This is a genomic window from Pseudomonas sp. PDM28 (assembly GCF_019219115.1).
In the GTDB taxonomy this organism is placed as follows: domain Bacteria; phylum Pseudomonadota; class Gammaproteobacteria; order Pseudomonadales; family Pseudomonadaceae; genus Aquipseudomonas; species Aquipseudomonas laurylsulfatiphila.
The window spans coordinates 130351-154481 of sequence record NZ_JAHUWG010000005.1 but is presented as its reverse complement, the minus strand read 5'-3'; the positions used below and the strand labels follow the sequence as shown (position 1 = coordinate 154481).

19 protein-coding genes are annotated in these 24131 nt (G+C 61.2%); 13 read left to right on the top strand and 6 right to left on the bottom strand.

Annotated features, from left to right (window positions below; all coding sequences use genetic code 11):
- Window positions 1–321: 321 nt before the first annotated feature.
- Window positions 322–828 (top strand): Bro-N domain-containing protein, encoded by a 507-nt coding sequence (locus tag KW841_RS12685; RefSeq protein WP_218476411.1) that lies wholly within the window; start codon window positions 322–324, stop codon window positions 826–828.
- A 174-nt stretch (window positions 829–1002) separates the two neighbouring features.
- On the opposite strand, the gene KW841_RS12680 is transcribed toward KW841_RS12685, so the two are convergent.
- The gene (locus tag KW841_RS12680) at window positions 1003–1188 is read right to left on the bottom strand and encodes a hypothetical protein (RefSeq protein WP_007975077.1); all 186 of its coding nucleotides are present in this window, start codon (window positions 1186–1188) and stop codon (window positions 1003–1005) included.
- A 419-nt stretch (window positions 1189–1607) separates the two neighbouring features.
- Between KW841_RS12680 and KW841_RS12675 the strand changes: the two genes are divergently transcribed.
- The 7 genes from KW841_RS12675 to KW841_RS12645 all read left to right on the top strand — a co-directional run bounded on the left by KW841_RS12675 (window position 1608) and on the right by KW841_RS12645 (window position 10257).
- Entirely contained in the window at window positions 1608–3236 is a 1629-nt protein-coding gene (locus KW841_RS12675; protein ID WP_218476408.1) for a glucan biosynthesis protein D, read from the top strand.
- Between the two features lie 351 nt (window positions 3237–3587).
- Window positions 3588–4502, top strand: coding sequence for a glutamate/aspartate ABC transporter substrate-binding protein (locus KW841_RS12670; protein WP_116581995.1), 915 nt, complete (start codon window positions 3588–3590; stop codon window positions 4500–4502).
- Window positions 4503–4695: 193 nt separating this feature from the next.
- Window positions 4696–5442: an amino acid ABC transporter permease gene (locus KW841_RS12665; protein WP_007975080.1), complete on the top strand. Its 747-nt coding sequence runs from the start codon at window positions 4696–4698 to the stop codon at window positions 5440–5442.
- The gene (locus KW841_RS12660) at window positions 5442–6113 is read left to right on the top strand and encodes an amino acid ABC transporter permease (protein WP_102699059.1); all 672 of its coding nucleotides are present in this window, start codon (window positions 5442–5444) and stop codon (window positions 6111–6113) included. The genes KW841_RS12665 and KW841_RS12660 overlap by 1 nt, the downstream gene beginning before the upstream one ends.
- A complete protein-coding gene (locus tag KW841_RS12655) occupies window positions 6110–6844 on the top strand; it encodes an amino acid ABC transporter ATP-binding protein (protein WP_007975082.1) in 735 nt (244 codons plus the stop codon). Before KW841_RS12660 ends, KW841_RS12655 begins: the two co-directional genes overlap by 4 nt.
- A 174-nt stretch (window positions 6845–7018) precedes the next feature.
- Window positions 7019–8932 (top strand): sensor histidine kinase, encoded by a 1914-nt coding sequence (locus KW841_RS12650; protein WP_218476406.1) that lies wholly within the window; start codon window positions 7019–7021, stop codon window positions 8930–8932.
- Window positions 8929–10257, top strand: a complete 1329-nt coding sequence (locus KW841_RS12645; protein ID WP_218476404.1) for a sigma-54 dependent transcriptional regulator — start codon at window positions 8929–8931, stop codon at window positions 10255–10257. The genes KW841_RS12650 and KW841_RS12645 overlap by 4 nt, the downstream gene beginning before the upstream one ends.
- A gap of 203 nt (window positions 10258–10460) precedes the next feature.
- Here the strand turns inward: KW841_RS12645 and KW841_RS12640 are convergent, their stop codons facing one another.
- A complete protein-coding gene (locus tag KW841_RS12640) occupies window positions 10461–11495 on the bottom strand; it encodes an alpha/beta fold hydrolase (protein ID WP_218476402.1) in 1035 nt (344 codons plus the stop codon).
- A gap of 218 nt (window positions 11496–11713) precedes the next feature.
- Here KW841_RS12640 and KW841_RS12635 point away from each other — a divergent pair, with 218 nt between their 5' ends.
- Both KW841_RS12635 and metR read left to right on the top strand, forming a co-directional pair.
- Window positions 11714–16948 (top strand): dermonecrotic toxin domain-containing protein, encoded by a 5235-nt coding sequence (locus KW841_RS12635; protein WP_218476400.1) that lies wholly within the window; start codon window positions 11714–11716, stop codon window positions 16946–16948.
- 109 nt (window positions 16949–17057) lie between these two features.
- Window positions 17058–17975, top strand: a complete 918-nt coding sequence (gene metR, locus KW841_RS12630; protein ID WP_015093694.1) for a transcriptional regulator MetR — start codon at window positions 17058–17060, stop codon at window positions 17973–17975.
- 134 nt (window positions 17976–18109) lie between these two features.
- On the opposite strand, the gene KW841_RS12625 is transcribed toward metR, so the two are convergent.
- The 3 genes from KW841_RS12625 to KW841_RS12615 are packed head-to-tail and all read right to left on the bottom strand — an operon-like array spanning window position 18110 to window position 19703.
- Window positions 18110–18607: a GNAT family N-acetyltransferase gene (locus tag KW841_RS12625; protein ID WP_116581955.1), complete on the bottom strand. Its 498-nt coding sequence runs from the start codon at window positions 18605–18607 to the stop codon at window positions 18110–18112.
- 2 nt (window positions 18608–18609) lie between these two features.
- Window positions 18610–19248 (bottom strand): LysE family translocator, encoded by a 639-nt coding sequence (locus KW841_RS12620; protein ID WP_218476390.1) that lies wholly within the window; start codon window positions 19246–19248, stop codon window positions 18610–18612.
- Window positions 19249–19271: 23 nt separating this feature from the next.
- Window positions 19272–19703 (bottom strand): NUDIX domain-containing protein, encoded by a 432-nt coding sequence (locus KW841_RS12615; protein WP_218476388.1) that lies wholly within the window; start codon window positions 19701–19703, stop codon window positions 19272–19274.
- Between the two features lie 190 nt (window positions 19704–19893).
- Here KW841_RS12615 and KW841_RS12610 point away from each other — a divergent pair, with 190 nt between their 5' ends.
- Complete coding sequence (locus KW841_RS12610; RefSeq protein WP_218476386.1) at window positions 19894–20364, top strand: DUF4234 domain-containing protein; 471 nt, start codon at window positions 19894–19896, stop codon at window positions 20362–20364.
- Between the two features lie 283 nt (window positions 20365–20647).
- Here KW841_RS12610 and KW841_RS12605 read toward each other — a convergent pair whose 3' ends face one another.
- Window positions 20648–21469, bottom strand: a complete 822-nt coding sequence (locus tag KW841_RS12605) for a carbon-nitrogen hydrolase family protein (RefSeq protein WP_218476384.1) — start codon at window positions 21467–21469, stop codon at window positions 20648–20650.
- Between the two features lie 124 nt (window positions 21470–21593).
- Between KW841_RS12605 and KW841_RS12600 the strand changes: the two genes are divergently transcribed.
- Together KW841_RS12600 and KW841_RS12595 are read left to right on the top strand one after the other, a co-directional pair.
- The gene (locus KW841_RS12600) at window positions 21594–22394 is read left to right on the top strand and encodes a LuxR C-terminal-related transcriptional regulator (protein WP_218476381.1); all 801 of its coding nucleotides are present in this window, start codon (window positions 21594–21596) and stop codon (window positions 22392–22394) included.
- Window positions 22395–22485: 91 nt separating this feature from the next.
- Window positions 22486–24105 (top strand): FMN-binding glutamate synthase family protein, encoded by a 1620-nt coding sequence (locus KW841_RS12595; protein ID WP_218476362.1) that lies wholly within the window; start codon window positions 22486–22488, stop codon window positions 24103–24105.
- Window positions 24106–24131 lie beyond the last annotated feature (26 nt).

Here is a 24131-nt window from a genome sequence, read left to right as displayed (position 1 = left end):
AACACCGGCGCCGATTCCTACAACAAGCGTAGCCAGAGTAGACTTGGCGCCGCGAGCGCCTGACCGATAGGCTTCAATCCGTCGCTGCCAAATCAGCGGCCCGGAGTCGAAGCCGGAACATATCAACATGGCGCATCCGCGCCCCCATATGAGCTGGGGCATTTTTTTGCCTTTCAGTTTCGCGTTATGGCGGGCCGTGTGGCGCGGGCCTCTCGGCTTCCATGTTGATCGAGAATGTTCCGACTTCGAACGCCGCACGGTCCGCCACCCAAATCTGTCGAAGGATTAGTGGCGGCTCCTTTTTCAACATGGAGTCGAAAAATGCACAAGCACACATCACATCCGACTGAAATTCCTTCCTGCTTCATCCCTAAAGTCTTCACTCGCCACAACCGCTTCCTCCATGCCTTCATGCAAAACAACCAAGCCTGGTTCTGCGCCCAGGATCTGGGTCGCTTGATGGGCAAACCACTCAATGAACGCCTGACCCTGAAACTCGATCCCGACCAACGTCGCAGCGTCTGTCTGCTCAAGGACGGCAAATCGGTCGAAACACTGATGGTCAGCGAATCAGGCATGTACGCCTTGCTGGTTCACCACTTCGTCCCGGAAAACCGCAACCTGCGCCAGTGGTTGAGCAACGAAGTCATACCCATGATGCGGGAAACCAGCACCACACCTGTGGAAAACCGCCCGAGCCTGAGTTCAGTGCATTGGGCCGGCGTCACTGTGCCCCTGCTGCACTGGCAACAACAGGCCTGGGTGAAGTGGCGTGATGTGCCTGAGCTGATGCATGGACAGCGACCTTCTCCGGCTTCCAGGGCTTGATACATGACCTGTGGCGAGGGAGCTTGCTCCCGCTGGACTGCGAAGCAGTCCTCGTTTTGAAGGTAAAGCGAGGGCCGCTGCGCGACCCAGCGGGAGCAAGCTCCCTCGCCACAGCAAGTTGATGGATCTGGCCACCGTAAAAGCCAAATGGCTCTCACGGTAACCAGCCCTGCTTCAAAACCGCGAAACACTCCTCATCGCATCCACCAGATACCTCATCGCGATCCTGTCGCTCTCCGACAGCTCCCGATACCGCTCCACCAGTTTCATTTCCTCGTTATTAAGCCGGCGCCTGCGTCGCCCGATGGCCAGGCACGGAAAGATTCCCAACATTTCGGTGATGCCTTGTACTTTCGACATGGACGATGTCCTTCTCTATACGTCAAAGAAAACTGCAAAAAACCGCATCGCCCTATCCCTTTTTCAGCAGCCGCTGGGTGCCCACTGAACCGCACCGGTCCGAAGGGCATAAACCGGTCATGTGCACAGAATAGAAATTTTCCGGGCGCTGAAAAGCGGTTTTTAGAGTAATTAGTCGAAAAAAGCAGAAATGCCCTGTAAATCAGAAACCCCTGTCGGAATTGTTTCCCGACATGTCTTGTTTCATTGCTGAACCGGCGCTGTGCCATCAATCAATTTTGCTCTGCAATCGAACGGTTTAAGCTGTCGGGCATCTGCTTTACAGTCCGTTGCGTTTGGCCGAAGGCATGTCCGAACCGTTTTTTCTGATCCAGCACGTGCCAGGAACGGCGCGGGATTGCTCACGACAGGTTGTATTTATGCACCGCAGGAACTTGCTCAAAGCCTCCATGGCCATCGCGGCCTACACCGGTTTGTCCGCCACGGGCCTGCTAGCCGCCCAAGCCTGGGCCGCCAGCGGCGGCACCGCTGATGGCGAGGCCAGCGCATTCGATTTCGAGGCGCTGAAGCTCCAGGCCAAACAGCTCGCCAGCAATCGCTACCAGGACACCAAGCAACAGTTGCCGCCGACCCTGGCGACCATGACGCCGCAGAACTTCAATGCGATCCGCTACGACGGCAATCATTCGTTGTGGAAAGAACTCAAGGGCCAACTGGACGTGCAGTTCTTCCACGTCGGCATGGGGTTCAAGCAGCCGGTGCGCATGTACAGCGTCGACCCGAAAACCCGGATGGCCCGCGAGGTGCATTTCCGCCCGTCGCTGTTCAACTATGAAAACACCACGGTCGACACCGCCCAGCTCAAGGGCGACCTGGGTTTCTCCGGCTTCAAGTTGTTCAAGGCCCCGGAGCTGGACAAGCACGACGTCGTATCCTTCCTCGGCGCCAGTTACTTCCGTGCGGTGGACGCCACCGGCCAGTACGGCTTGTCGGCCCGCGGCCTGGCCATCGATACCTACGCCAAGAAGCGCGAAGAATTCCCCGACTTCACCAAGTTCTGGTTCGAGACACCGGACAAGGACAGCACCCGCTTCGTGGTCTACGCCCTGCTCGACTCGCCGAGCGCCACCGGTGCCTACCGCTTCGATATCGACTGCCAGGCCGAGCGCGTGGTGATGGAGGTCGATGCCCACATCAACGCCCGTACCGCCATCGATCAACTGGGCATCGCACCGATGACCAGCATGTTCAGCTGCGGCACCCACGAACGCCGCATGTGCGACACCATTCACCCGCAAATCCACGACTCCGACCGCCTGGCCATGTGGCGCGGCAACGGCGAGTGGATCTGCCGCCCGCTGAACAACCCTGCGACCCTGCAATTCAATGCCTTCGCCGACAAGGACCCGAAAGGTTTCGGCCTGGTGCAGACCGACCACGAGTTCGCCAGCTATCAGGACACCGTCGACTGGTACAGCCGCCGCCCGAGCCTGTGGGTCGAACCGACCACCGCATGGGGCGAAGGCTCCGTCGATCTGCTGGAAATCCCTACCACCGGCGAGACCATGGACAACATCGTCGCCTTCTGGACTCCGAAGAAACCGGTGGCTGCCGGCGATTCGCTGAACTACGGCTACAAGCTCTACTGGAGCGCGTTGCCACCGGTCGGCACGCCGCTGGCGCGGGTCAACGCCACCCGTTCCGGGATGGGCGGTTTCACCGAAGGCTGGGCGCCGGGCGAGCATTACCCGCCCGTCTGGGCCCGTCGTTTTGCCGTGGACTTCACCGGCGGCGGTCTGGACCGCCTGCCCGAGGGCGCGGGCATCGAGCCGGTGGTCACTTGCTCGAATGGCGAGGTCAAGGATTTCAGCGTGCTCAAGCTCGATGACATCAAGGGTTACCGTGTCCTGTTTGACTGGTACCCGACCAATGACAGCGTGGAGCCTGTCGAGCTGCGCCTGTTCATCCGCACCAACGACCGCACGCTGAGTGAGACCTGGTTGTACCAGTACTTCCCGCCAGCCGCGGACAAGCGCAAATATCCCTGACTGCCCCCCGTAGGAGCCGGCTTGCCGGCGATGGCGCCCTTGAGAGCGCTATCGCCGGCAAGCCGGCTCCTACAAAAAGCGATGCAGGCAATCCGCCATTCGGTTTTCCGAACGCGACCTGCGGGTCGGTTCGGTTAACCGGATCATCTCACTGAAATTCCAGCGCAATAAAAACTTAATTTCCTTATAAATCAATACTTTGACTAATACCGACTGGTCTGGCACGAGTCATGCTCTACACTTCTTCGACGAATGTCCTTTGCGCTCACTCATCGTAGCGCTCAGGTGTTTTGCAGCACAAAAGGGCCGATGAACTGGCTCCATAAAAAAAACAAAGTCGAGGAAAATTTGATGCGCATCGTTCCCCATATCCTGGGCGCAGCCATTGCTGCCGCTCTGATCAGCACTCCGGTTTTCGCCGCCGAACTCACCGGCACCCTGAAGAAGATCAAAGAGTCCGGCACCATCACCCTGGGCCATCGCGACGCTTCCATTCCGTTTTCCTATATCGCGGATGCTACCGGCAAACCGGTCGGCTACTCCCACGACATCCAGCTGAAAGTCGTCGAAGCGCTGAAAAAAGACCTCGACATGCCGAACCTCCAGGTCAAATACAACCTGGTGACTTCGCAAACCCGTATCCCGCTGGTGCAGAACGGCACCGTGGACCTCGAGTGCGGTTCCACCACCAACAACGTCGAGCGTCAGCAGCAGGTCGACTTCTCCGTCGGCATCTTCGAAATCGGTACTCGCCTGCTGTCCAAGGCAGACTCCAAGTACAAGGATTTCCCTGACCTGGCCGGCAAGAACGTCGTGACCACCGCCGGCACCACGTCCGAGCGCATCCTCAAGGCGATGAACGCCGACAAGCAGATGGGCATGAACGTCATCTCCGCCAAAGACCACGGCGAGTCGTTCCAGATGCTGGAAACCGGCCGTGCCGTTGCGTTCATGATGGACGACGCCCTGCTGGCCGGTGAAGCGGCCAAGGCCAAGAAGGCCAGCGACTGGGCCGTGACCGGCACTCCACAGTCCTACGAAATCTACGGCTGCATGGTGCGCAAAGGCGACGAGCCTTTCAAAAAGGCTGTGGATGACGCCATCAAGGCCACCTACGCATCGGGCGAGATCAACAAGATCTACGATAAATGGTTCATGCAGCCAATCCCGCCAAAAGGCCTGAACCTGAACTTCCCGATGAGCGACGAGCTCAAGGCCCTGATCGCCAATCCGACTGATAAAGCGGCTGACGACAAGAAGTCCTGATTTCTGACTAACCTTATCCCCTGAAAGGGCCGTAGCCCTTTCAGGGGAATGCACTCCCTGCTGGCATTTCTGGAAACACTCGAACCGGTGGCTGTCGAGCCGAGCGCGTGTGCCTGTCCCCCAAGGACAGGCGGGAACGGAGCTTCCCCCAAGCGGGCATTTGTACATCGATCGAATCCGAGGGGAGACCCTAATGAATTACAACTGGGACTGGGGCGTGTTCTTCAAGTCCACCGGCGTGGGCAGCGAGACCTATTTCGACTGGTACGTGTCCGGTCTGGGCTGGACCATCGGCATCGCCATCGCGGCCTGGATCATCGCCCTGACACTGGGCTCGATCCTGGGCGTCATGCGTACCGTGCCGAACCGCATCGTATCGGGCATCGCCACCTGCTACGTCGAACTCTTCCGTAACGTGCCGCTGCTGGTTCAGCTGTTCATCTGGTACTTCCTGGTACCCGACCTGCTGCCTGCCGACCTGCAAGAGTGGTACAAGCAGGACCTGAACCCGACCACCTCGGCCTTCCTCAGCGTCGTCGTGTGCCTGGGCCTGTTCACCACCGCCCGGGTCTGCGAACAGGTGCGCACCGGCATCCAGGCCCTGCCCAAAGGCCAGGAATCCGCGGCCCGCGCCATGGGTTTCAAGCTGCCGCAGATCTACTGGAACGTGCTGCTGCCCCAGGCTTACCGGATCATCATTCCGCCGCTGACCTCGGAATTCCTGAACGTCTTCAAGAACACCTCCGTAGCCTCGCTGATCGGCTTGATGGAGCTGCTTGCGCAGACCAAACAGACCGCCGAGTTCTCCGCCAACCTGTTCGAAGCCTTTACCCTGGCCACGCTGATCTACTTCACCCTGAACATGAGCCTGATGTTGCTGATGCGCCTGGTCGAGAAGAAAGTCGCCGTACCGGGCCTGATCTCCGTAGGGGGTAAATGATGGAATTCGACTTCTCGGGCATCATCCCGTCCCTGCCGGGCCTGTGGAACGGCATGGTCATGACCCTCAAGCTGATGGCCATGGGTGTGGTCGGCGGTATCATCCTCGGCACCATCCTGGCGTTGATGCGCCTGTCCCACAACAAGCTGCTGTCGAACATCGCCGGCGCCTACGTTAACTACTTCCGTTCGATTCCGTTGCTGCTGGTGATCACCTGGTTCTACCTGGCGGTGCCGTTCGTGCTGCGCTGGATTACCGGCGAAGACACGCCGATCGGCGCGTTCGCCTCGTGCATCGTGGCGTTCATGATGTTCGAAGCGGCGTACTTCTGCGAAATCGTCCGTGCTGGCGTGCAGTCGATCCCCAAGGGCCAGATGGGCGCAGCCCAAGCGCTGGGCATGTCCTACGGCCAGATGATGCGCCTGATCATCCTGCCGCAGGCGTTCCGCAAGATGACGCCGCTGTTGCTGCAGCAGAGCATCATCCTGTTTCAGGACACCTCGCTGGTCTACGCCGTCGGCCTGGTGGACTTCCTCAATGCTTCGCGCGCCAGTGGCGACATCATTGGCCGCTCCAATGAGTTCCTGATTTTCGCGGGTCTCGTGTACTTCATCATCAGCTTTGCCGCCTCGCAGCTGGTCAAGCGTCTGCAAAAAAGGTTCGCCGTATGATCTCTATCAAAAGCATCAACAAGTGGTATGGGGACTTCCAGGTTCTGACTGATTGCAGCACCGAGGTCAAAAAAGGCGAAGTGATCGTGGTGTGCGGGCCATCCGGTTCCGGCAAGTCGACCCTGATCAAGTGCGTCAACGCCCTGGAGCCCTTCCAGAAGGGCGACATCGTGGTCGACGGCACTTCCATCGCCGACCCGAAGACCAACCTGCCGAAACTGCGTTCGCGCGTGGGCATGGTGTTCCAGCACTTCGAGCTGTTCCCGCACCTGACCATCACCGAAAACCTGACCATCGCGCAGATCAAGGTATTGGGCCGCAGCAAGGAAGAAGCCACCAAGAAAGGCCTGCAACTGCTCGAGCGCGTCGGTCTCTCGGCCCATGCCCACAAGCATCCTGGCCAACTGTCCGGTGGTCAGCAGCAGCGCGTGGCGATTGCCCGTGCGCTGGCGATGGACCCGATCGTCATGCTGTTCGACGAACCGACCTCGGCGCTGGACCCGGAAATGGTCAACGAAGTGCTCGACGTGATGGTGCAACTGGCCCACGAAGGCATGACCATGATGTGCGTGACCCACGAAATGGGCTTCGCCCGTAAAGTGGCGGACCGGGTGATCTTCATGGACGCCGGCAAGATCATCGAAGACTGCAAGAAAGAAGAGTTCTTCGGCGACATCAGCCACCGTGCCGAGCGTACGCAGCACTTCCTCAACAAGATTCTGCAGCACTAAAGCCACACCGCCGCCGCCCCTGTAGGAGCTGCCGCAGGCTGCGATCTTTTGATCTTGCTTTTGATTCTGGCGAACGTCCGGTCACAAAAGATCAAGATCAAAAGATCGCAGCCTGCGGCAGCTCCTACAAGGACGCGTCAAGGCGGTAGTGGTGGTTGACCCAAGGCATCTGTGATGAAATGCGACCCTAATCTTTATCGCGCAGCGTCGCCATCACTCGCCGTGAAACCCCGTCTGGTTCGTCATTTGTTCCTGCCGCCACTGATCATCGCCATGATGATCGGCCTGGGCTATATCGGCTTCTGGATCAGTGAGCACTATGGCATTCGCAACCTCGGCGAAAACGGCCAGCGTCAGCTGGAACTGCACGCCCGTGCCGTCGAAAGCGAAATCAGCAAATACACCTACCTGCCCAGCCTGCTGGAACTCGAAACCAGTGTTTCGCAGTTGCTGGCCGACCCGACCCCGGAACACCGGCAAACGGTCAACGATTACCTCGAAGGCCTGAACCGGCGCAGCCGCAGTCGGGCCATCTACGTGATGGACACCACCGGTCGCGTCATGGCCACCAGCAACTGGCGCGATGTCGACAGTTACCTGGGTGAAGACCTGTCCTTTCGCGCCTATTTCCAGAACGCCGTGCGCGGTCAACCGGGACGCTTCTACGGCATCGGCAGCACCAACGGCGAACCCGGTTACTACCTGGCCCATGGCCTGGAAGAACACGGCAAGATCATCGGCGTCGCGGTGGTCAAGGTTCGCCTGGAAGCCATGGAAGAGCGCTGGCAACGGGCGCGGCTGGAAGCCTTCGTCAGCGACGAGAACGGCATCATCATTCTCTCCAGCGATCCGGCTCGACGCTTGAAATCGGTGGTGCCGCTGAGCGAAGAAACCAAGGAAAAACTTGCCCGTAGCCTGCAGTACTACTGGTTCCCGCTCAACGAACTGCAGCCGCTGGCCCGGGAAACCCTGTCCGAAGGCGTGGAAAAACTCACGTTCCCGGCCAACAGTGAACTGCTGCTCCAACAAGATCGCGACGATGAAAACATCAGCTACCTGTCGCAAACCCGGCCTTTGAGCGATACGCCGTGGAATTTCACCCTGCTCACGCCGCTCCAGGACCTGCGCCGCGAAGCGATCAACCAGGGGATTCTGGTGGCCGTGGCGTTTGCCCTCTGCGCCTTTCTGTTGATCGCCTGGAACGAGCGGCGCAAGGTGATCGCCACCCGCCTCGCGGCCCGGGAAGCCTTGCAGGAAGCCAACAACCAGCTGGAGCGTCGGATTACCGAACGCACCACCGACCTGCGCGCCAGCAACGAACGGCTCAAGGGGCAGATCCGCGAACGCCGGCACGCCGAAGAGACCTTGCGCCGCGCCCAGGACGAACTGGTACAGGCCGGAAAACTCGCGGCCATCGGCCAGATGTCCACCAGCATCGCCCACGAACTGAACCAGCCGCTGGCGGCGCTGCGCACCTTGTCCGGCAATACCGTGCGCTTCCTCGAACGCGGCCAGCTCGACGTCGCCAGCACCAACCTCAAGACCATCAACGAACTGATCGACCGCATGGGCCGCATCACCGCCAGCCTGCGCTCGTTCGCCCGGCGCGGTGACGACAAGGGTCAGGCCTGCCTTGGCAAAGCGGTGGACGCGGCCCTGCAATTGCACGGCGCACGGGTGGAAAACACGCCTTTGCAATTGCACCGCCATTTTGACGCTGTGCAGGTGCAAATCGACCAGACCCGCCTGGAGCAGATTCTGGTCAACCTGATCGGCAACGCCCTCGACGCCATGCAAGCGCAGCCGCAACCCGAGCTGTGGCTCGAAGGCGAAACCTTCGATGGCAAATACCGGCTGCGCGTGCGTGACAACGGCCACGGCATCGACGCCGAAGCGCGCAAGCACCTGTTCGAACCCTTCTTCACCACCAAACCCGGCGAACAGGGCCTGGGCCTCGGCCTGACCCTCTCTGCCAGCCTGGCCGCCGCCACTGGCGGTCACCTGGGTGTCGAGCACCCGGCCAGCGGTGGTACCGCATTCGTCCTCAGTTTACCGTTGGTAAGCCCCACTCCCGCCGAGCCAATATGAACAACGACCTTAGTGTATTGATCGTCGAAGACGACCCCCATGTGCTGCTCGGCTGCCAACAGGCGCTGACCCTGGAAGACATTCCCTGCATTGGCGTGGGCAGCGCCGAAGAAGCCCTGGAGCGGGTCGGCGACAACTTCGCCGGCATCGTCGTCAGCGACATTCGCCTGCCGGGCATCGATGGCCTGGAGTTGCTGACCCGGCTCAAGGAGCGCGACCGCAGCCTGCCGGTGGTGCTGATCACCGGCCACGGCGACATCTCCATGGCCGTCGGGGCGATGCAGAAAGGCGCCTACGATTTCATGGAAAAGCCGTTCTCCCCGGAGCGCCTGGTGGACGTGGCCCGCCGCGCCCTCGAGCAACGCAGCCTGGCGCGGGAAGTGTCGTCGCTGCGCCGGCAACTGGCCGAGCGCGACTCCCTCGAAGGGCGGATCATCGGGCGCTCGCCGGCCATGCAGAACCTGCGGGAACTGATCGCCAACGTCGCCGATACGTCGGCCAACGTGCTGATCGAAGGCGAGACCGGCACCGGCAAGGAACTGGTTGCGCGCTGCCTGCATGATTTCAGTCGGCGGCACACCAAGCAGTTCGTCGCGTTGAACTGCGGCGGCCTGCCGGAGAACCTCTTCGAAAGCGAAATCTTCGGCCACGAAGCCAACGCCTTTACCGGTGCGGGCAAACGGCGGATCGGCAAGATCGAACACGCCGACGGCGGCACATTGTTCCTCGACGAAGTGGAAAGCATGCCCCTGCCCTTGCAGATCAAGCTGCTGCGGGTATTGCAGGAACGCACCCTCGAACGCCTCGGTTCGAACCAGAGCGTGGCGGTGGATTGCCGCGTCATCGCGGCGACCAAGTCCGACCTCGTCGAGTCGAGCAAGGCCGGCGAATTCCGCAGCGACCTGTACTACCGCCTCAACGTGGTGACCCTGGAGCTGCCGCCGCTGCGCGAGCGCCGCGAGGACATCCTGCAACTGTTCGAACACTTTCTGCAGCAGTCGTCCCTGCGCTTCGACCGCGCGGTGCCGGAGCTGGACAACCAGACCGTTTCCAACCTGATGAGCCACGACTGGCCGGGCAACGTGCGTGAGTTGCGCAACGTTGCCGAGCGCTTTGCCCTGGGCCTGCCGGCGTTCAAGAAAACCGGTGCCGGCGGCAGCAATCAAGGCCTGGCGTTTGCCGAAGCGGTGGAAGCCTTCGAGCGCAACCTGCTCAGCGATGCCTTGCAACGCAGCGGCGGCAACCTGACCCAGGCCAGCCAGGAACTGGGCATGGCCAAGACCACGCTGTTCGACAAAGTGAAAAAGTACGGCCTGAGCCATTGAGCTGTGTGGACCTGACTCTCAAAGCGACCCTGGGCGCGGCGTTGGTGGTGAGCCTCGCTGGCCTGGCTACGCTTTCACAGAGAAATACATTCTCCTGTGGGAGCGGGCTTGCTCGCGAAAGCGGTGTGTCAGTCAACTCAAATGCCAACTGATACTCCCTCTTCGCGAGCAAGCCCGCTCCCACATTGGATCGGGGGGGGGGGTTAGAGGAGATTGTGATCGGCCACAGGCTCGATCTGCGCCCAGTGCGAAGTGTCTTCACGGTGCTCGCGCAAGTACGGCAACACCGCCCCCAGCAACGGCGCCTTGAACGCCTCCTGGAAACGATGGGCCAGGCCCGGAATCAAGACCAACTGACTGCCACGCAGATGCGCCGCCAGATGCACCCCGTGCATCACCGGCAGCAAGGGGTCGGCCGTGCCATGGACCACCAGCGCCGGCACCCGCAACCGGTTGAGCAGCGCGACCCGGCTCGGCTCGGCGAGAATGGCCATGATCTGGCGTTTCACACCCTCGGGATTGAACGCCCGGTCATAGGACTGCGCCGCCTGATGCAGCAGCACCTGACGATCATCGCTCACCATCGGGCTGCCCAGCGCCGCCAGCAAGTCGGCCTGTTGTTCCAGGGCCACCTCGCGGTTCGCTGCGCCACGTCGCGCCAGCAATTGCACCAGCGCCGCACTCGGCGCCGGCAAGCCTTCGGCCCCGGAGCTGGTCATGATCAGGGTCAGGCTCTCGACCCGCTGCGGGGCCATGGCCGCCATGTGCTGGGCGATCATCCCGCCCATGCTGGCGCCCAACACGTGGAATTGATCGATGTGCAAGGCATCCATCAAGCCCAGGCCATCGTCGGCCATGTCGGTCAGCGAGTACGGCGACGACACCGGCAAGCCAAGTTTGTAGCGCAGTACTTCGAACGTCAGGTTGGCTTCGGCCGGTGCTTGCCGCCAGGTCGACAGGCCGACATCGCGATTGTCATAGCGAATCACCCGGAACCCCTGCTGACACAGGGCGACCACCACCTCGTCCGGCCAGTGGATCAACTGCCCGCCCAGGCCCATCACCAGCAGCAAGGCCGGATCCGACGCACGACCGATGCTCTGGTACGCCAGGCTTACCTGGGCCAGATCCACCCGCTCGGTCGGAACATTGACGTCACAACGCGAGGCCGCCAACGACGGCAGGCCGAACAACAATGCGGCCAGAAATACGATTCGTGAAAAAAATGCAGCACCCATGGAAAAACACCAAAACGCAGAACCCCAGTAGAGCGCGAGTCTGATGAAGTTTGTTCAAGCGCGCTGCCACAGTTCCATGACAGTTTGATGAAGGGCGCCGGGCGGTCATCCGGCACCACACCCGGTTTCGCGATAACTATGTACCGCCCCTCCTCCTGTCGACTGTCGCCTAATGCCCGTACCGCCGGCACGGCCCGGCTTTCTGGAGACTCATCGTCATGGTTGACGAAACCACACCCCTTACGGCCGATTTCGGCCTCATCTACCCATTGCCCGCCAACCCGGACCAGGGCCTGAGCCTGAGCACCTCGGCACGCTGGGAAGAATGCCGCGAGCAGTGGCTCAGCCTCATGGCGCAAAGCTCGCAAGCCCGGCTCGACACCACTTGGTGGAGCGCACGTGCACTCGGCACCGATCGCTCGCGTCGGGAACAAGCCATCCGCTTGTATCGCCAGCATTTCGAGGTGTCGAGCCAATGGGCGTTTGCCCAAGGCATCCTCGATGACGGGCAGATCAAAACCTTACTGGCGCTCATCGACCCGCCAGCGCCAACACCAACGCCTGACCAGCACCCCGTGTACGTCGAACAGCTGAGCCTCATAGATGACAATGGCCTGTCTACCCCGCTGTCGGGCGCGCTGGTCATCACCCGGGATACCGATCAACCGGTCGCTCAGCTGTTGTACCTGCCTTCACACTCATCCGCCTGGATGACCTTTCAAAGCAGGATTGAACTGGAGCGCTGGCTGACCGAGCATCAGCCACAGAGGTTCGACCAGCCCCGGCTGTCGATGGACAAGGGCAGCGTCGATTACACGGTCCTCGACAAGGCTGTGCTGCGCACTGGCGCCGAAGCCCTGTTGTCCCGATTGTCCGTCGCCCCCGCGGACCGGCCCGGCAATGCTGCCGTGCTGGCCGCGCCCCCCGACCTGCCCCTTGTGGAGACTGACGACGACGCGGCCCTGTTCGGCCAGCTCAGTCCCGATATTCCCTTGGGCATGCGGCACCGCGCGCTGGCACAACAACGCACGGCCCTGGAGAGTCTGCTCGGCGATGACTTTGCGGGTGATGCCAAGGATCCACGTCTGCAACGCCTGCAACAGCAACTCGAGACCCTCAGCGCTGCCGAGCAGGCCAGTAGCGCCGCCGCGACGGCGCTACTGGACGCCGCCGATGGCCTCAAATGGCTAGAGCTGCGCCACCAGCCGGGCCCGCATTACGCCACCCTGCTCCAGGCACGCCAGGACGGTTTGCGCGCCGAAGCCGAACTGCAATTGAGCCTGAATCAGATCGACAGTGAAGAGCATCAATGGCTCATCAGTGTGCTGGATGCCCCCGATCAGCCCCGAGCGGCCGACCTGGTGGTCGCGCGGCTGGAACTGTCGGCAACCGACACCGAAGGCGACACCCGCCGCACGCAAACCGAGGAACTGGACGGCGTTCTGCTGTTTGCCAAACCCTCGGCGCTGCTGGCGAATTCGACCGACAGCCTGTTGCTCTACTGGCCCGGACGCTTCGGTGGACTGCAACGGTTTGCCTCTCGACAGCTGCTGGAACAATCGCTGTTCAAACGCCCGGTCAACGACCCTGCCCTGGCCGTGCACGTTTTGCCGCTGAGCGGCTCGCCGTTTAAATACGCCCTGCAAATCCAGCTCCACAGCTGTGAACAACAAGCGGCCCGGATCATTGCAGCCAATCCTGTTCCGCTTCGTACCCGCCAGCGTGCGGCTGAACTGGAAAAACTGCGGGAGCAGACCCTCACCTGCCTGACCGTCCCCCAATCGGCCGCCCGGGACTGGGTGTACGCACGCATCCTCGAGCAAAACCAGAGCAGTGCGCTGGCCGCTCAATTGCCGTCGTGGCATCGCGAACTGCCCGCCGTGCAGCGTGACCGGCTCAAGACGCTGTTCAAATCCTGGATCGGCGCGATGCAGCGCTCCCACGCGTGGCTCGAACGTGAACTGCCGCCACGGCAAGCCTTCGCCATCAAGGCTGTCGACGCCCGGCTGCGCGAGGACTTCGACCTCACTCAAGCGGTACAGGTGCTGCTCGACGTTCCGGACTCAACCAGCTGGCGCAAAGTAGTCATTGAAGGTGCAGCTCCGGGCACCCCTCAGCAAAATGTGCTGTTCGCCAGCGAGCAGCGCAGCAAGCTGTCCCTGGGTGAGCTGGCGCTGGGCAACATCGATCAGGAAATGGGGTGGCGGCTGTCGTTCATGCAGGTCGAGGTCAGCGGTGCCGACGCCGCACAACAGCTGCAACTGAAAAGCGCCATCACCACGCCCTGGCTGCGCAAGCTGGTCACTGAGCTGGATCTGGCCGGGCAATATGAAAGGCTGATCCGCGAGACGTTCCTCGGCACCTCGATGACATCGACGTTCGGTAATGAATATCGGCGCGAATGCCTGAGTGAGCCGTGGCGCCTGATGCTTCGCCTGCAAGGCGAATTCGCCGAGTTGGCAAAGGACATCGATGCCAACGGCCGGCAAGTGCTGGAAATCGCCATCGACGCCAACAGCCGTGAAGCCTTTGCCAGCGACGGCAAGCGCATCGAGTTGCTGCCCGCGCACCTGACCGTGGGCGGCAAGGACACCCACGCCCAGGGACCGAGCACGTTGTCCGGCGTCACCTTTATCGTGGAGCACGTCAGCGGCCTGACCCTGCTGTATCTGCCCGACAGCCCCGACGGCGTTTATCTGCGCCAGTTCGACAGCCTTGAACAGGCACGGATGCGACTGTTCAACGATTGCCTGCGCAACTCGATGGTCAACTACCTGGCCGGCCGGGCCTTGACGGGCGATGTCGCCCATCACGTCAGCCGGATCAACCAGGCCGTTTTGAAAAACTTCGACGGGCTGATCGGCGTCGGTACGCCCTGGCCAGCCAGCACCTCCCTGGCGGCGCATCTGCTGAATGTACACATGGGCCGTTTGCTGGAAGCCCATCGGGCGACATCGCGCTCCAATGATGCGTTGTACCTGGAGCAAGTAGCCTTGAAGTCCGGCGCAATGTTCAACTACCTGAAAATGGCTGTGGGCATGCTGCCCTTTGTCGGTACGACCATCGCCCTGTACGACGCCTGGAACAGCGCCAACCTGGCGGTGGCGGCCTTTCTGCGCGGTGATGTCGGCCATGGCCTGGCCGAGGTGGAGGCGGTGCTGTTGTCGCTGATCGACGCGGCCATGGACATTCTCCCCGGCACCTCTGCCACCCCTGCTACTGCCCGCGTCGCCACGCGCAGTCGTCAGTGGCGGGCGCTGGGCAAAAGTCCGCGAGCCCTGCAGCTATCGACGCAACCCCAGGCGCGGCGGTCGCTGGAGCGCTTCAAGGGTTATGAATATGAAAAACCGATTTCCCTCGCGGACCTGCAACCGGGCAGCGAAGGCATTTATCGCAACGTGTATCGCCACGCCGACGGCGACTTCATGCTCAGCCAGGGAAGAATCTATCGCATCGAACTGGAAGGCGAACCACCCCGCTGGCGCTTGAGTGGCACCAGCAGCCGGACCTACAAACAGCCAGTCGCCCTCGATGAGTCAGGCCACTGGAACACCCACTACGCGGTGTACGGCACCGTGATCGAAGGGGGTGGCGTGGGCGGTGGCGCGGTGCTCGGGCACATGGCCGACGGGCTTGACCCACTCTGGCCGGCCGCCATTCGCCGTTGGCTGCCGCGCTGGTGGACCGACCGCGCCTTGCGCCGGCAATTGACCCTGACTAATACCGCCGACGCCTACACGCTACGGCTCGATACCCAGACCCGCAGCAGCAACACCTTGCTTGAGCACTATTTCGGCCTCGAACTCGAGCAGCGCCCGGCCCTTCGCACCCGTGCCGATGTCGCCTGCGCGAACGATATCGACCTTGCCCAGGCCCAATACCTGAATCTCGATGAGCTGATGCTGTATAGCCATGGCCGCAAACGCGTGCAGATCGAAGGCATCCAAAGTCGCTGCGCCTGGATCATCGTCGACCGTTCGGTGCGGCGGATCGGCCTGGCCAAGGAACGGCTGGTGGAACACCTCAATCGTATCGATCAGCTGATCGCCCGATCAGATGCCACAGCGATCACCGATACCGCCGCGCACTTGCAGTTCATGGCGCAACGCAAGGAGATCCGCAAAAACTTTCTCAAAGATTTCGATCAGCTGCATACGACGGTCGAGGAAGCCAATCGCTGGAACCGCCGTATCACTAACCCGGCGCAAAAAAAGGAGATTGCGAAGGCCATGACGAACGTGAATGAGAAACTCAGCGAGGCCAATCACTACTACCTGAAAACGGCGCATACCCTGGAAATCATCACCCGTTATGACGCGGTGACCGACCTGTCCTGGACGTACTTCCAATTGCAGTTGAAAGTAGCCCGCAACAAGGTCGGCCGCGCGCTGCTGACGCAACATCAGCTACCCCAGGTGAGCGCCAACGTCAGCCAGCGCAGTAAAGTCCTCGAAGACTGCCTGGCCACCTATACCGAGTTCCGGCGTCAGCTGGGCGCCTGGACCCTCGGCTATCCGCAGCATTTGGACCTGGAACAGGTCACCGCGTTTCTGGACAACCTGGACAAGGTTGAAGATTTTGCACGCCGGGCCATCAAGACGCGACCTTCTGTGGTGCCCAAAGAAGGCCGGCCCGGACAGCAACTGTTCGAGACCGAGGACAACCAATTGCTGATCGGCATCGCCAGCACCGACGCCGTCACCCGACAAAAGCGCATCACCATCGAAGGGGTCGATGGCCACACGGAAACCTGGCTGCCGCGCTCCGGCGGCAAATATCGCCTCAGCGAGCCAACGGCTTCCGTGCAGCCGGAACTGCCCACTGATGTCGGGCCACTGCTGACAGAAGCCAGGAACAGGCTGGAGGCGGCAAACGCCTACACCCGCAAAGTCGAAGGCTATGCGCGGCAGGACATGCTCCCGGTCGACCTTGAGCACATGATGGGCAGCGAGGCCACGGAGTTGACCATGCGTGCCCAGGCCATCGAACGCTTGTCGCCCACCGATGCCGTAGCGCTGCAACTGCGCAAGCGGGCGGATGAGATGTTGAGCACGGGGCGTACCTTGCGCATCAATCAAAGCATGAGCAGCAAAACCCCGACCGAAGGCTATCTGGACTATTTGGTTGAACAACAGAGGGTGGATATCCGCAAGGAAGGTGGCTTGCGCGACCTGGGCAAACGCGCCGACGGACGACGGGATTTCCTGCAGGAGTACGAGGTGCGCGACCTGCGCAGCGAACCGGCGCAAACCCTGTGGTACGCGCACTTCCACTACACCTCGGCCCAGCCGGCATTCGGTGAATTCGTCAAAGGCCATCTGAAACTGCCGGAACAACGCAACCTCGGCCTGAAATGGCAACAGGCCGTGGCCGCCAGTGGCGGTACGGTCGACGCGATCTGGCGCGGCGACATCGGCAAACCGCTGGGCAACAAACACTTTTCCACGCTGTAAAATGACAACGGCGGGGCACGCAATGTGCCCCGTCGTGGACAGCGGCATCAACATGAGACAAACTCAACCTTTTCGGTTTATCTACAAGTTTTACTCATGGAGCAACCCGGTGCTTGAAATCCGTCACCTCAAGACCCTGCACGCCTTGCGCGAAGCCGACAGCCTGGTGGATGCGGCCGATCGCCTGCACCTGACCCAGTCGGCCCTGTCTCATCAGTTCAAGGAGCTGGAAGAGCGCATGGGCATGCCGTTGTTCGTGCGCAAGACCAAACCGGTGCGCTTCACCAGCGCCGGTTTGCGCCTGCTGCAATTGGCCGACGCCACCTTGCCATTGCTGCGCGCCGCCGAACGCGACATCAGTCGCCTGGCCGGGGGTACCGCCGGGCGCCTGCACATGGCCATCGAATGCCACAGTTGCTTCCAGTGGCTGATGCCGACCATCGACCAGTTCCGCGATGCCTGGCCGGAAGTCGAGCTGGACTTGGCCTCGGGCTTCTCCTTCGCCCCGCTGCCGGCCCTGGCCCGTGGCGACCTGGACCTGGTGGTGACCTCCGACCCGCTGGATCTGGCCGGGATCACCTATGTACCGCTGTTCACCTATGAAGCGATGCTCGCGGTGGCCAACCAGCACCGCCTGGCCGGCAAGGCCTATATCGTCCCCGAAGACTTGCTCCCGGAAACCCTGATCACCTACCCGGTGGAACGGGACCGGCTGGACATCTTCACCCGCTTCCTGGAACCCGCCGACATCGAACCGGCCCAGGTCCGCACCTCGGAACTGACGGTAATGATGATGCAGCTGGTGGCCAGCGGTCGTGGCGTGTGCGGCATGCCCCATTGGGCGCTGCATGAATACAGCTCGCGGGGTTATGTGAAAGCCAAGCGGCTGGGTGAGAAAGGTTTGTTCGCCACGCTGTATGCGGCGATCCGCGCCGACATGCTCGATGCACCGTACATGCGCGACTTCTTGCTGACGGCCAAAGACACGTCGTTTTCTACATTGGATGGCGTGAGTGCGGTTCGATAGGAAAACATACCCCCCTGTGGGAGCGGGCTTGCCCGCGATGGCGGCGGCAGATCCAACATTGATGTATCAGACATATCGCTATCGTCGGATCGCCGCCCGGAGCAAGCCCGCTCCCACAGGGATCGCGGTGATCCTTATATTTCGCGCCACATGTGGATCTTGTCGAAGTAATCCTCCCCCACCCGCACGGCCATCGGTTCCAGGCCGAACTGGACGAAACCGCAGCGCCGGTAGAGGTTGAACGCGGCATCGTTGCCGGCGGTGACGGTCAACTGGATCAGGCGCAAACCACCATGGTGCTGCGCCTCGGTCAGTGCCGCCTGAACCAGTTCATAACCGAGCCCGCGCTGGCGGACCCCGGCGGTCACGTACATGCCAAACAGCGTCACCTTGTGCCGGGCCTTCTCCCGAGGCTCGAAGGCGAGGCCGACAATGCCGGCCAACCGGCCGTCCTCGAACGCCCCCAGCACCACGTCCAGCTTGCTCGTCAGGCGCGACTCCCACCAACCCAGCGGCATCGCCGCCCGCTCGCGCACACTCGAGGTGAAGGCTTGCGGGTGCAGGTCGTAGGCCTCAAGCATCAGTGCCCGATAGTCCAGGGCATGGCTGGCATCCAGTCGCTCGATCCACATGCTCAGGCCATCCGTTTTTGCTCAAGCATCAGCCGCAGCGCCAGTGCTGACAATACGAAGCCCATGAAATAGCGCTGCATCGCCAGCCAGGTGGGATTGTTGACGAACCACGAGGCGATACCCGCGGCAAACATGGCGATCAGCAGGTTGACGCAGAAACTGACGCTGATCTGGGTCAGGCCGAGGATGAGGCTCTGGCTGAACACCGAGCCATGCTCCGGTGTGATGAACTGCGGAAACACCGACAGATAGAACACCGCGATTTTCGGGTTAAGGGCACTGGTCAAAAAGCCCATGGTGATCAACTTGCGCGAAGAATCCGGGGGCAACTGCTGGGCCTCGAACGGCGAGCGCGCACCGGGTCTGACCGCCTGCCAGGCCAGCCACATCAGGTACAGCGCACCGGCCCACTTCAACACCTCATAGGCCATCGGCACCGCCAGGAACACGGCGGTCAAACCGGCGGCCGCAGCAAACAGGTGCACGAAAAAACCCGCGACCACGCCGAGCAAGGAGATCACCCCGGCCTTGCGCCCCTGGCAGATCGAACGGGAGATCAGGTAGATCATGTTCGGCCCCGGCGTCAGTACCATCAGCAACGCGGCAGCGGCAAAAATCAGCAGGTCTTGGAGCGGGATCATGGGCGAGGTCCTTTGCGTGATGATCAGGCGATCGCGGTCAGCGATGCTCGATAAAACGGCAGGATCAGGTCCCGTGTCAATGGCGCCAGAACGACACCGCCCTCGGTGGCCGGGTCGATCCAGATCACCTCTTCGATCTCCGCCGCCGGAGTGACATCCGAATCAATGTTCAGTTGAAAGAGCTCGGCGTGTACGACAAAACCCGGTTCGTTGGCCGCCGGTGCCGAGAAGGGACCGAGGTAAACGGCCTGCGCCGGGTCGACGTCCAGACCCAATTCTTCTTCCAGCTCCCGGGCAAGCGCATGAACCGGCAACTCGTGAGGCTCGATCTTGCCGCCCGGCTGCATGAACGCCGTGGTGCCGCGCTTGCGCACCAGAAGCGTACGACCGTCAGGGCCGATCAACAGCGCGGCGGCGATGTGGATGAGCCTGGAGTGATTGGGTGAAACATTCATAGAAGAGGACATCGCTGACCATAGGTCCATGTTGAGGGATGCACAGAATCCCATGCCTTCAAAACTCGGCCAAGGGTGAATCCGGAACTCTCCGCCAATGAGCCCGGAAATTTCCCACAAGCGACTTTGGTAGCGTGTTCTGCCGATCTTCACCGGTCAATCGCCCTCCTCCGCCACTGGAATCCCTCGCATGTCCGACATTTCAACGCTGAAAGAAAAAATCAACATCAAGACATTTCACTTCCTTCTCTTGTCGGTGCTGACGTTTGGGCTCTACTCGTACGTCTGGCTATACAGGGTTTCGACGGCTGTTGAAGAGGTCACCCGCACAAAGGTTATGACCGAGACATTTCTGGTCGGATTTCTGACGCTGTCGGGGTTGGGGACTTTGCTGATCATAACTCCCGTCGCCTATGCCGAGGAGCTAAGCCATTTGTGGAACGTTACGACTTTGCTGGTTTCTTTGGTCTGGTGTTTCCGCGTACGCAGGGCAATCCGGGCGTATGCGTTGGCCAAATACAATTTCGAACCACCCATGAATCGTGTCTACACGGTGTTGTTCGTTTTTTGCCATATCAATTACTGCATCAACGCCCTGCCCGACGACAAAAAGAAACACGAACGGGGCCAACAACCGACCGACCGCTCCTTGGACGCTTGAGTTTCATGTAAGAGCCGCCGCCAGGCCGATGAAATGACAGGGTGCGTCGCAAGCGACGTCATGAGCGACTACTCCGAATTTTATTGGATTTATGGCAGAGCCGAGTTCGGCGCAAATTACGGGTATGGCATTGTCGTGCTTGGGTGAAGGGTCAAACAGGTGTGTTGTCTGTCAGGGCCTCTTCGCTGGCAAGCCAGCTCCCACAGAATTTGTGTCAGCCACAAAACCTGAATCCACAAAAGATCCCTGTGGGAGCTGGCTTGCCAGCGATGGCGTCAGCGGTTCAACGCGAAGGAATCAGCAGCTCCCGCAATCCAGATGCATGCTCAACCACTTCCCCCGGCAACTTCAGCCGCTGATCATCCAGATACCGATAATCCTGACGCGCCGCCGTCAACCGCTTCAGGTCCAGCTCAACGACAAACAGCCCTTCCTCGCGCCCGGCCTCGAACAGCAGCCTGCCCATCGGATCGACCAGCGCACTGCCGCCGGCAAACAACAAACCGCCATCGCCCTCTTCCACCCGGTTGACCATCAGCGCAAAGGCCTGGTTTTCCTGGGCGCGGGCCATGATGGCGGTGCGGTGGGTCGGGCCGTAGGGGTCCATGTTGCCGTTGGTGACGATCAACAGCTCGGCGCCCAGTTGCGCCAGGGCGCGGGCGCTTTCGGGGAATTCGATGTCGTAGCAAATCAGCAGGCCCACGCGCACGCCGTTCCACAGGCAGGTGGCGTAGCGATCACCCGCCTCGTACACACCGCGATCCGAGGCCCACAGGTGGGTCTTGCGGTACTTCAGCGCGATGCCTTCAGGGGTGATCAACAGCGTGGTGTTGTAGAAGCGACCGTCGTCGTTCTCGGCCAAGCCGATGGCCACGGCAATATTGCGTTCGCGCGCAGCGGCGATTACCGCGCTGACGGACGGCCCCTCAAGGGATTCGGCGACATCGGTCACGGACTCCGCCGAAGGGAAACCCATCAAATGACCTTCGGGGAACAGGATCAGCTGCGTATCGGCTGCGCATGCGGCGATGGCCGCCAGGGTGCGTTCGAGGTTGTAGGCCGTGTCGTTGTCACGGCCTGCCAATTGGGCGAGTTCGACCTTCATGGGTATTCCTTGTTATGGACCGGGCGGCAGAAAGATTGCCCGGTCGGTGTCTGTGCGCCAGTATGCGCAGCAAGCAAGCGGGCGGGGAATCACGCCGCTGGGGTAACACGATAGGGGTAGATGCATGGCACTCTCGTTGGACGACATCGCCTGGCACCGCTCGGTGGGGCAACTGATCGACGCCCTGGACAAGCCCAATTTCTGGACCCAGCTTGTCCGGTTGCTGGATCAGTACGTGCCCTTCGACAGCTGGGTGGCCCTGCTTTTCAGCGCCGATCAGCGCCCACAGGTGTTCGCCGAATGCCCCGGCGAGGACGGCAGCCCCGACCAGTTGTTCCAGGATTACCTGCGCGGCCTGTACCTGCTCGACCCCTTCTACATCGCCTGCCGCGAGCAGTCGCGCACCGGGCTGTATCGACTGTCGGAAGTGGCCCCGGAGCACTTCGAGCTGACCGAGTATTACCAGCGCTACTTTCGTCTGAATGTGGTGGCCGACGAAATCCAGTTCAATTGTCAGCTCGAAGGCGACCGCACGCTGTGCCTGTCCCTGGGCAGCACGCAACGCTTCAGCGGCCAGCAGATCGCTCTGTTGTCGTTGATCCAGCCATGGGTGCTCGGCCTGTTGCGCCAGCGTCTACCCTATGAAATCAACGAAGTCGTGGCCCTCGCTCCCGCACCGCCACAAGCCGACTGGCGGGTGCAACTGGAGGCTTCGGTGCAGCAACTCAAAGGTGCGCAGTTGACGGCCCGGGAGCTGGATGTCGGGCGTTTGATGCTCAGCGGTTGCTCCAGCAAAGAAATCGCCCGTAAGCTGGAAATCTCTGTCGAAACCGTGAAAGTCCACAAGAAACACATGTACAGCAAGCTGGGGATCAAATCCCAGTCCGAGCTGTTTTCGATTTTTCTCCAGGCACAAAATGCCTGAAAAGATCGCAGCCTTCGGCAACTCCTATATGGATCGCATTCCCCTGTAGGAGCTGCCGAAGGCTGCGATCCTTAAAACTCAAGGAAACCGTATGAGCCTGTCACTCCTGAGCCGCTACGCCTTCTTTGCCGTCTGCGTGATCTTCACCCTCGCCAGCCTGCCCTTTCTTGACTATGACTGGCTCTGGCCGATCACCGCCGTCACCGGCGTCCTCAGCCTGATCGGCCTGTTCGATCTGCTGCAAAGCCCCCACGCGGTGCGCCGCAATTACCCGATCCTCGGCAATATCCGCTACCTGGTCGAAGGCATCCGCCCGGAAATCCGCCAGTACCTGCTTGAATCCGACAGCGACGCCCTGCCCTTCTCCCGGGCCCAGCGCTCGCTGGTTTACTCCCGGGCCAAGAACGAAACCGCCGACAAACCCTTCGGCACCCTGATCGACGTGTATCAGTCGGGTTTCGAGTTCATCGGCCACTCCATGCGCCCGGCACCGTTGAGCGACCCGAGCAGTTTCCGCGTCACCGTCGGCGGCCCGCAGTGCACCCAGCCGTATTCGGCGTCGGTGTTCAACATTTCAGCCATGAGTTTCGGTTCCCTCAGCGCCAACGCCATCCGCGCGTTGAACCAGGGCGCCAAGCTGGGCAATTTCGCCCATGACACCGGCGAAGGCAGTATCAGTCCCTATCACCGGGAACACGGCGGCGACCTGACCTGGGAACTGGGCAGCGGTTATTTCGGCTGCCGCACCAGCGACGGTCGCTTCGACCCGGAACGCTTCGCCGCGCAAGCCCGCACGCCACAGGTGCGGATGATCGAAATCAAGATGAGCCAGGGCGCCAAGCCCGGCCACGGCGGCATCCTGCCCAAGCACAAGGTCACCAAAGAGATCGCCGAAACCCGCGGCATCCTGATGGGCGAGGACTGCGTGTCACCCTCGCGCCACACGGCGTTTTCGACGCCGATCGAAATGATGCATTTCATCGCACAACTGCGTGAGTTGTCCGGCGGTAAACCGGTGGGCTTCAAGTTCTGCCTCGGCCATCCGTGGGAGTTCATGGGCATTGCCAAGGCCATGCTGGAAACGGGCATCCTCCCGGACTTCATCGTGGTCGATGGCAAGGAAGGCGGCACCGGCGCCGCGCCCGTGGAGTTCACCGACCACATCGGCGTGCCGATGCGCGAGGGCCTGCTGTTCGTGCACAACACCCTGGTGGGCCTGAACCTGCGGGACAAGATCAAACTCGGCGCCAGCGGCAAGATCGTCAGCGCCTTCGACATCGCCAGCGTGCTGGCCATCGGTGCCGATTGGGCCAACTCGGCGCGCGGTTTCATGTTCGCCATCGGTTGCATCCAGTCACAGAGCTGCCACACCAACAAATGCCCGACCGGCGTCGCCACCCAGGACACCCTGCGCCAGCGCGCGCTGGTGGTGCCGGACAAGGCCCAGCGTGTGTTCAACTTCCACCGCAACACCCTCAAGGCCCTGGCGGAAATGCTCGCCGCTGCCGGCCTCGAACATCCGTCGCAGTTGTCGGCCAAGCATCTGGTGCGACGCATGTCGGCGACCGAGATCAAGCTGTTCTCGCAGCTGCATGTGTTCCTCAAACCGGGGGAATTGCTGACCGGCGAAGTGAACGGCGAGTTCTACTCGCGGATGTGGCAGATGGCCCGGGCCGACAGTTTCGAGCCCAACGAGGTAGCCGCCGCCTGACCCAGCGTATAGGAGCTGCCGCAGGC

Bases quoted from the DNA above. Each gene is read 5' to 3' on its own strand.
- KW841_RS12685 (WP_218476411.1), top strand. From the start codon at position 322: ATGCACAAGCACACATCACATCCGACTGAAATTCCTTCCTGCTTCATC.
- KW841_RS12680 (WP_007975077.1), bottom strand. From the start codon at position 1,188: ATGTCGAAAGTACAAGGCATCACCGAAATGTTGGGAATCTTTCCGTGC.
- KW841_RS12675 (WP_218476408.1), top strand. From the start codon at position 1,608: ATGCACCGCAGGAACTTGCTCAAAGCCTCCATGGCCATCGCGGCCTAC.
- KW841_RS12670 (WP_116581995.1), top strand. From the start codon at position 3,588: ATGCGCATCGTTCCCCATATCCTGGGCGCAGCCATTGCTGCCGCTCTG.
- KW841_RS12665 (WP_007975080.1), top strand. From the start codon at position 4,696: ATGAATTACAACTGGGACTGGGGCGTGTTCTTCAAGTCCACCGGCGTG.
- KW841_RS12660 (WP_102699059.1), top strand. From the start codon at position 5,442: ATGGAATTCGACTTCTCGGGCATCATCCCGTCCCTGCCGGGCCTGTGG.
- KW841_RS12655 (WP_007975082.1), top strand. From the start codon at position 6,110: ATGATCTCTATCAAAAGCATCAACAAGTGGTATGGGGACTTCCAGGTT.
- KW841_RS12650 (WP_218476406.1), top strand. From the start codon at position 7,019: ATGAAATGCGACCCTAATCTTTATCGCGCAGCGTCGCCATCACTCGCC.
- KW841_RS12645 (WP_218476404.1), top strand. From the start codon at position 8,929: ATGAACAACGACCTTAGTGTATTGATCGTCGAAGACGACCCCCATGTG.
- KW841_RS12640 (WP_218476402.1), bottom strand. From the start codon at position 11,495: ATGGGTGCTGCATTTTTTTCACGAATCGTATTTCTGGCCGCATTGTTG.
- KW841_RS12635 (WP_218476400.1), top strand. From the start codon at position 11,714: ATGGTTGACGAAACCACACCCCTTACGGCCGATTTCGGCCTCATCTAC.
- KW841_RS12625 (WP_116581955.1), bottom strand. From the start codon at position 18,607: ATGTGGATCGAGCGACTGGATGCCAGCCATGCCCTGGACTATCGGGCA.
- KW841_RS12620 (WP_218476390.1), bottom strand. From the start codon at position 19,248: ATGATCCCGCTCCAAGACCTGCTGATTTTTGCCGCTGCCGCGTTGCTG.
- KW841_RS12615 (WP_218476388.1), bottom strand. From the start codon at position 19,703: ATGAATGTTTCACCCAATCACTCCAGGCTCATCCACATCGCCGCCGCG.
- KW841_RS12610 (WP_218476386.1), top strand. From the start codon at position 19,894: ATGTCCGACATTTCAACGCTGAAAGAAAAAATCAACATCAAGACATTT.
- KW841_RS12605 (WP_218476384.1), bottom strand. From the start codon at position 21,469: ATGAAGGTCGAACTCGCCCAATTGGCAGGCCGTGACAACGACACGGCC.
- KW841_RS12600 (WP_218476381.1), top strand. From the start codon at position 21,594: ATGGCACTCTCGTTGGACGACATCGCCTGGCACCGCTCGGTGGGGCAA.
- KW841_RS12595 (WP_218476362.1), top strand. From the start codon at position 22,486: ATGAGCCTGTCACTCCTGAGCCGCTACGCCTTCTTTGCCGTCTGCGTG.